The organism is Neorhizobium puerariae, assembly GCF_042429745.1.
In the GTDB taxonomy this organism is placed as follows: Bacteria; Pseudomonadota; Alphaproteobacteria; order Rhizobiales; family Rhizobiaceae; genus Neorhizobium; species Neorhizobium puerariae.
In genome coordinates, this window is sequence record NZ_JBHMAA010000076.1 from 1 (window position 1) to 743 (window position 743).

1 protein-coding gene is annotated in these 743 nt (G+C 65.8%); it reads left to right on the forward strand.

The genetic code is table 11. The features are described 5' to 3' along the window. On the forward strand, positions 1 to 743 hold a 743-nt coding region (locus ACFFP0_RS31025; RefSeq protein WP_377266091.1), incomplete at both ends, for a sugar phosphate isomerase/epimerase family protein.

Here is a 743-nt window from a genome sequence, read left to right on the forward strand (position 1 = left end):
TCGAAGGATTATTGCGACGAATTCGCCGGCGTGGCGCGTCGGAACGGCATCGAGGTGACGGAGCTTTCGACCCACCTGCAGGGCCAGCTCGTCGCGGTGCATCCGGCCTATGACGAGGCCTTCGACGGCTTTGCGGCGCCGCAGGTGCGCGGCAATCCGAAGGCGCGGCAGGAATGGGCGGTCGAGCAGGTGAAGATGGCGCTCACCGCCTCGAAGCACCTCGGCATCAAGGCGCATGCGACCTTTTCCGGCGCGCTCGCCTGGCCCTATCTCTATCCCTGGCCGCAGCGCCCGGCGGGACTGGTCGAGACCGCCTTCGAGGAGCTTGCCAGGCGCTGGACGCCGATCCTCGACCATGCCGAGGAGTGCGGCGTCGACATATGCTACGAGATCCATCCGGGCGAGGACCTTTATGACGGGGTCACCTTCGAGATGTTCCTGGAGCGGGTGAGGCACCACCGGCGGGCCAACATGCTCTACGACCCGTCGCATTACGTGCTGCAATGCCTCGACTATCTCGACCATATCGACATCTACCACGACCGGATCAGGATGTTCCACGTCAAGGACGCGGAGTTCAACCCGACCGGCCGGCAGGGCGTCTATGGCGGTTACCAGGGGTGGGTGAACCGCGCCGGCCGCTTCCGCTCGCCGGGCGACGGGCAGGTGGATTTCGGGGCGGTCTTCTCGAAGATGGCGGCGAACGACTTCGACGGCTGGGCCGTGGTCGAGTGGGAATGCGC